This window comes from Nocardia vaccinii NBRC 15922 (assembly GCF_001613305.1).
Taxonomy (GTDB): domain Bacteria; phylum Actinomycetota; class Actinomycetes; order Mycobacteriales; family Mycobacteriaceae; genus Nocardia; species Nocardia vaccinii.
Genome location: NZ_BDCC01000017.1, coordinates 300,271 through 306,830 on the forward strand (window position 1 = coordinate 300,271; position 6,560 = coordinate 306,830).

6 protein-coding genes and 1 pseudogene are annotated in these 6,560 nt (G+C 67.7%); 1 reads left to right on the forward strand and 6 read right to left on the reverse strand.

What is annotated here, in order from left to right:
* Positions 1-31: 31 nt before the first annotated feature.
* The 6 genes from NV1_RS13755 to NV1_RS13780 form a co-directional block, all read right to left on the reverse strand.
* Complete coding sequence (locus tag NV1_RS13755) at positions 32-1,453, reverse strand: amidase (protein WP_067890444.1); 1,422 nt, start codon at positions 1,451-1,453, stop codon at positions 32-34.
* Positions 1,450-2,190 (reverse strand): GntR family transcriptional regulator, encoded by a 741-nt coding sequence (locus tag NV1_RS13760; protein WP_245713705.1) that lies wholly within the window; start codon positions 2,188-2,190, stop codon positions 1,450-1,452. Before NV1_RS13760 ends, NV1_RS13755 begins: the two co-directional genes overlap by 4 nt.
* 74 nt (positions 2,191-2,264) lie before the next feature.
* Positions 2,265-2,627, reverse strand: coding sequence for a cysteine hydrolase family protein (locus NV1_RS13765; RefSeq protein WP_084525345.1), 363 nt, complete (start codon positions 2,625-2,627; stop codon positions 2,265-2,267).
* On the reverse strand, positions 2,624-4,279 hold the full coding sequence (locus tag NV1_RS13770) for a purine-cytosine permease family protein (RefSeq protein WP_067890447.1): 1,656 nt from the start codon (positions 4,277-4,279) through the stop codon (positions 2,624-2,626). The genes NV1_RS13765 and NV1_RS13770 overlap by 4 nt, the downstream gene beginning before the upstream one ends.
* Before the next feature lie 318 nt (positions 4,280-4,597).
* Entirely contained in the window at positions 4,598-4,951 is a 354-nt protein-coding gene (locus tag NV1_RS13775) for a hypothetical protein (protein ID WP_157116885.1), read from the reverse strand.
* Between the two features lie 418 nt (positions 4,952-5,369).
* A complete protein-coding gene (locus NV1_RS13780; protein WP_157116887.1) occupies positions 5,370-6,092 on the reverse strand; it encodes a hypothetical protein in 723 nt (240 codons plus the stop codon).
* 223 nt (positions 6,093-6,315) lie between these two features.
* Here NV1_RS13780 and NV1_RS13785 point away from each other — a divergent pair.
* Positions 6,316-6,560 (forward strand): annotated as a pseudogene (locus NV1_RS13785) (acetyl-CoA acetyltransferase); the annotation flags it as partial.

Sequence of the window (6,560 nt, forward strand, 5' to 3'; positions counted from 1 at the left end):
CTGGGAATCTCCCGCCGTAAGAGGAGAACCGTTAAGCTGCCACTCCTTCGGTGCTGAATTCGGGTGCCCGCAGGTGCCACTGCGTGGCCTGCTGGAATACGTCGGCGACGCGCAGGATCTCCGCCTCGCCGAACGCCGGCCCGGCCAGTTGCATCGACAGCGGCAGTCCGGCCGCGGTGAAACCCATCGGCACGGCCAGCACGGGATTGCCGACCGAGTCCCAGTACGGGGTGTGGATCAGACTGAACAGCGTGCCGACATCGGTCAGACCGTCCGGGCCGGTAATCGATTCGAAAGTGGGCGCACCGACCGCCGCGGTCGGGCACACCACCACATCCACACCGTCGAACAGCTCACCGACCGCATCCTGGGCGACACTCCGGACCCGTTGCGCCTGAACGTAATCCGCGCCCGATACTTGAGCGCCGATCGCCAGCATCGCCCGGGTCGCGAGGAAGTAATCGTCCCATCGCCGCGACAGATCGGTGCGATGATAGGCCAAGGCCTCACATCCCATCGTGATCATGTCCGCGGTGATCATCTCCTGCCGGTAGGGCAGTACCACTTCCCGCACGCTCGCCCCAGCCCGCACCAGAACGTCCACGGCCGCATCGAAGGTCGCCGTCAGCGCTGGATCGCTGTGCTCGGGAAAGTGCCCCTCACGCACCACCCCGATCCGCACGCCGCTCAGATCCCCGGCCCATTCCGGCACGGCGAACGGTGCGTCCACGCAGTCCGGATCACTGGGGTGCGCACCGGCGAGCACCTCGAGCATCGCCGCGCAGTCCCGCGCGCTGCGGGCCAGCGGCCCGATGTGGTCGAGGCTGTAACCCAGTGGCACACAACCGGATTTGGGCACCCGGCCGAAGGTCGGCATCAGTCCGCTGACCCCGCAGAACGCGGCGGGAATCCGGATGCTGCCCGCGGTGTCGGTGCCGATCCCGGCCAAGAACATCCCCGTCGCGACGCCGATCCCGGTACCCGAGCTGGACCCTCCCGGCCAGGTCGCCGGATTCCACGGATTCCGCGGTACCGGAAAGGGTTTGGTGGTATCGGGCATACCACAGGCGAATTCCATCGTCGTGGTCTTCCCGGTGAGCACCGCACCGGCCGCCTTCAGCCGCGCGACGACCGGCGCGTCCTTACCCGCACCCCACTCCCGGTCCAGGATCAGGCTCTGCGCCGTCGTGGGCCCCTCGGCCATGGCGAGAATATCCTTGACGCCCACCGGAATTCCGTGCAGCGGCCCGCGATCCCGCCCGTCGGCGAGGTCGGCGTCCGCCTCGGCGGAACGCTCGAGGGCGTACTCGTCGAACCGGGTCAGATATGCGCCCACGGTGCCGTCGAATTCATCGGCCGCGGCGATCGCCGCGCGGGTCAGCGCGACCGAGGTCGTCGTTCCGGCGCGTAATGCCGCGGCCGCGTCGGTGAGAGTGAGTGGTATGTCGGTCATGACAGCTCCCTGCTGCTGGCACGCGAGACGAATCGGAATCGTTCGCCGCGGGTGTGGATGAAGGCGACGTCGAACGGATGGCCGTCGAGGTCGTAGATGATCTGTTCCATCGAGATCAGAGGTGTCCCCTCGCGCACGCCCAGCGCCGCGGCCAACGGTGCGTCGGCCGGTTCGCAGTCGATCACGAATTCCGAATCCGACAGCGCCACACCGGAATCGGCGAGGAGTTGGTACCAGTCGGAGACGAACGGGGTGTCCCGCAGCGCGATCGCCTCGGGACAGCGCACGTAATTCGTCGCCAGGGCCAGCGGCTCGTCCTCGTGCAATGCCACGTACTCGAGCCGCAGACATGGTGTGCCCGGCGCGATTTCGAGCCGTTCGGCGATGGCTCCCGGGGCCGGAACCATCGACCGATCCAGTTCGCGCGGACGCATCCGATGGTTGAACATGCTGCCCATGGCCGGCTTCATGACACCGTGCGCCTCCGGCAGCGAGGTCGTCACCGGTTCCAGCACGGCGTGCGTGCCGATTCCCTGCGTCCGTTCGATCAGGCCCTCGGTGCGCAGCAACGCCAGCGCGGCCCGCACGGTGGCCCGCGACGCCCGATAGGCGGTCATCAGTTCGATCTCACTCGGCAGCTGCCCGCGCTCGTACCCACCGCCGCGCACCGTGGCGCGCAATATGTCCCGCAGCCGACGCACATCGTGGGCCCGCTGCCCGCCGGGCGCAGTCCGCATACCCCTGGACGGTAAGCAACCACCGTTGCCGAGCGATCTCCCCTCCGTGACCGGGGTGTTACGGGTGAGCCCGATCATGTCCGCGCCCCTCGGGCAACCGAATCCGGCAGGACCGCAGTCTTGTCGACCACCAGATCCGCAGGGCCGCAGCCGAGTTCGTCCACCACGTCACCGTCCCAGCTGCCCGCCAGCAGGCCGCCGGCCGAGGACAGGTCCGGGGTCCGGCCACCCAGCCAGGGCCCCTGATCCGGATAGCCGGGTCGGTAGACGTGGCGGGTGAAGATCACCGGCATACCGGTGCGGCGGGCGTGCCGCACTGCTGTAGCGGTCCGGGTGACCGCCTCTCGGACTCCACTCAGGGCCATACCCAGGCGCGGCAGCGAGCCGTCCGGATGGCAGAAACCGTTCTGCATGTCGACGACGATCAGCGCCTTCATCGCGCCACCTCCAATTCGGGTTGTGCGGTGCGAGCCGCCACGGGCATACCCAGGGGCACAGCGCCTTTCGGTGGTCGCCACGCATTGGGTTTGCAGGCGTCCCGGCAGGCGCCCTCGGTCGAGCAGCACAGTGAGCACACGGTGCCGCCGTGGAACGGGCAGGTGGCCATATCGACCACGTCGTAACTGCCCTCGCACACCGAGCACGGGAGTTCGCCGTCGTGCTCGGGCAATTCGGAGATCCGGGCGATGTACCAGCGGCCTCTGGTGAGCCAGGCGATCAGCGGCGGCAACACCAGTGCCAGAACCAATGCCACGAAGGGCGACAGGGCCGCGGCCGTGGACCCGAACGCGCCGTAGTAGGCGATCATCGACACCGCACCCGCGATCGCCATGGATCCGAAGCCGACCGGGTTCACGTTGTAGAGGTGCGCCCGGTGGAAGACCAGTTGCGGCGGAACGAGTTTCAGCCAGCGCTTGTTGATCACCAGATCCGCGACCATGGCCGCGATCCAGGCGATGCCGATATTGGAGTACCAGGCCAGCACCTCGACGATGTGGTCGAAGATGCCGATCTCCATGAGTACCAGGGACAGTCCGACCTGCAGGAAGACCCAGGCCGCGCGCCCCGGATGACGATGCAGCAGCCGGGAGAAGAAGTTCGACCACGACAGCGAACCCGAGTACGTGTTCATGATGTTGATCTTGATCTGGGACAGCAACACCAAGGTTCCGGCCAGGATCAGCGCACTGGTGTGATTACCGGTGACCCGCTCGTACACGGCGGTGAACAAATCGACCGGCACACCGACCTGACCCGGGCTCAATGTGGTCGAGGCGTAGCCGACCAGAAGCGTGGAGGCGAAGAAGATCCCCATCGCGAACAACGCGAATCCCGGTCCGCCGAACAGCACCGCCAGCCGCCATCGTCCGCGCTTACCACGCTCCGGATCAGGCATCAGCCGCAGATAATCGCCCTGCTCCCCGACCTGCGCGGCCAGCGACAACTGCGCGGCGGCGATGGCGAAGATCGCCAGCACCGACATTCCGGCCACCCCTGCCGGGCCCACGCTGGCCGGATGCACCATATGCGTTCCGGCATCCGGCGCGGTGGCCGCGCTGCCCAGGGCGAGCCCGATCAGCGCGATCCACAGCGGCCAGGTCCACGCCTGGAACTTCGCGCTGAACGACATGCCGTAGAGGGTCAGCGGAATCATCACCACCGCCACCGCGATATACGACAGGTGAATGTCCAGCCCGGTCAGCGCCGTGACCGCCTGTGCCATGATCGCGCCCTCGTAGGCGAGGAAGATGAGGGTGTAGGTCGCGTAGACCAGTGAGGTCACCGTCGAGCCCAGATATCCGAAACCCGAACCGCGTGTGAGTAAGTCGATGTCGATGTGGCCGCGGGCGATGGCGAACGCGATCACGATCGTCAGCGGCAGCGTCACCACCGCGGCGAGACCGAAGCCGATCAGCGCGTTGCCGAACCCGAACGAGTCGACGAACGCCGCGTCCAATGCGTAACCTGCCATCGCGGATATCCCGACCAGGCAGGACAGGAACACCATCCACGGTGACCACTTGCGGAATGCGCCCGGCGTATATCGCAGGGAGTAATCCTCCATTTTGGGGTTGTCGGTGAAGCCCATCGGTCGATCCCTTCGCTGTGCTGGATCGACAGTCCCAACCCCGTATTTCCGCCCCGTATCCACTTCTGTTGCGCCTCGTTACGCCACCCGCCGCACCAGCACTCCCCCACGGACCTGCACCTTTCCGAACCCCCTCGGCGCTTACGCCGAAACTCCCACCGATCCGCCGCGAGAACCGAGCGAACCCCCAGCCCGCACATCCCGGGACGAATCGTTCGAAGGTTCGTCAGACGCCCTACCGAACGCCGACAGCCCGGCCTCCCGCGGTGCGGCGACGCGGCGCAGCCGTGCACCGGCAGCCAACGGTGGAGCCCCTGTTCAGGCCGGACCATCCGCGCGAAAGCCCTCGAACAGCCGACCGCCGACCCGGTCCAGTACCTCGGTGACCACCCTCTCCATGGGATCGATGTCGCCGAGCGCAACCGCACGGACCCCGTCGGCCAACGTCCGCCCGAAGGCTGTACCGCCGACCCGGTCGAAGTCCGCCAATTCACGATGCAGCCATTTTCCGGCACCGCTCCAGTGCTCGTTCGCGGTGAGCAGTAGTTGGGCCGTCACCTGCCAGAGCGCGACCCCGACCGCGAGACGTTCGTTCGCATCGCGTGCACCCGCGAGATCGTCGAGCAGATCGGTGACCTTGTAGCGCATGGCACGCAATTCCATATCGCTCAACGGGTTCGGGCCCTCGGACAGTTCTCTCGCACAGTGCTCCCGCAGTCGGTGAATGGTCCCAGTGCTGCTGGTTCGCCTGGAATCGGCGGGCGGGTCACGTTACCGTGGCAGCGGGCGGGGCGAATGGGTGCAGAATTCGCTCCGCCCACTCGTAAATCGCTGTCGCCCCGATGATCTCGACCCTCGATCGCGCTCGCTCTCTCGCGCGGCCGATGTGTCGGCTCGTCCCGATGCGGCTACCGCCTCTCATGCCGCCCGACGCGCCAGCGACCGAGAAGCGGCCGGGGCGGTGTCACCCATCCACACCGCCCCGGCCTGCCACCCGCCGCCCGTTGCGCTCCGCACGTGTGGCGGCGATCCCCCTCCCGCATGGCGGGACAGCGAACATCTCGATGCCACAACCCTTCCGGGGCAACAGTCAGCTACCCGGGAGCCCCGCGATCGTGTCGGCCGGGGTGAATTCGTGGGCGTTGCGGGGGCAGGTGGTTCGGCCGAACAGGTAGGTGAGGTGTCGGGCGAGGACGGGTTGGCGGGCGGTGACCGCGAGGGTGTGCAGGCGGTGGGCGAGGCCGGTGAGTCCGGCGGGGGCGGCGGGGACGAGGTCCGTGTCGTCGGCGTCGTCGGCGAGGGAGTCGTCGTCCCAGCAGGTGAAAACGCCGTGGGTGCCGAGCACCACGAACATCACCGCCGAGCATTCGGGGCATTTGATCTCGAATTCGCCGCCGAGCAGTCCGCCCAGCCGGCGCGACCATTCGGTCTCGCCCTCGAAGGCCAGCATGCTGCGAACGCGGTAGAGGAAGGCGTCCGGTTCGTGGTCCTCGTCGACGCACTTCTTCGCCAGATCCATCCGCACTCGAGCCAGGAGCGCCGCGATATCCCGCGCATACCGCCCGCGAACGGCCCCGGCGTGCGGATCGGCCCGCGCGAGCAGATCTCCCGCGAGTTCGATCGCTCGCAGGCGGGTCAGCGGGCGGCCCTCGCGGGCCAGCGCGGCGAGTGCGGGCAGGGCTGCGCAGGCGTGCTCACCGATGTGCCGGTAGTACAACTCCTCTCGCAGGTTCGACCACACCCCCGAATCCATGCCGTCGTCGGACAGTTCGGCGAGAAGGGCAACCGCTTGTGGGCGAAGGAGATTCGACACGCATCCATCCAACCAGGCGCACGGATCGCGGCGCCCCCCAGGAGTGGATATTCGCCCCCGCGCGAATGCGCGGCGGACCCCCCTTCGTGCCCGGCAGTCCTGATACGGTGTAAAACGGATGCCCAGAACAGTGTCCACGAAGTGCGGCTGCCGCCGCTCGCAGCGTGAGGCCCGTCCCGAGCGCGGATGACGCCTGCTGCCGGCCGGAAGGAGTGCCGCGATCATGCCCGACAACTCACCCGACTCGGTGACCCCCGATACGCCGGTACTCGTCGGCGTCGGCCAAGCCTCGGAGCGGCGCGGCGACACCGGATATCGCGCCTTGTCGGCCGCCGATCTGGCCGCGGAGGCCGTGCGCGCCGCATTCACCGATACAACCGCGGACCCGGCCGCCCTGGCCGCCGCACTCGACATCGTCGCGGCCGTGCGCGCATTCGACGATTCGAGCCCCTACGCCACCGCCGCACT

What these genes read in the sequence shown, in the direction of transcription:
- NV1_RS13765 (WP_084525345.1), bottom strand. Translation starts at nt 2,627, where the DNA reads ATGAAGGCGCTGATCGTCGTCGACATGCAGAACGGTTTCTGCCATCCG.
- NV1_RS13760 (WP_245713705.1), bottom strand. Translation starts at nt 2,190, where the DNA reads ATGCGGACTGCGCCCGGCGGGCAGCGGGCCCACGATGTGCGTCGGCTG.
- NV1_RS13770 (WP_067890447.1), bottom strand. Translation starts at nt 4,279, where the DNA reads ATGGGCTTCACCGACAACCCCAAAATGGAGGATTACTCCCTGCGATAT.
- NV1_RS13755 (WP_067890444.1), bottom strand. Translation starts at nt 1,453, where the DNA reads ATGACCGACATACCACTCACTCTCACCGACGCGGCCGCGGCATTACGC.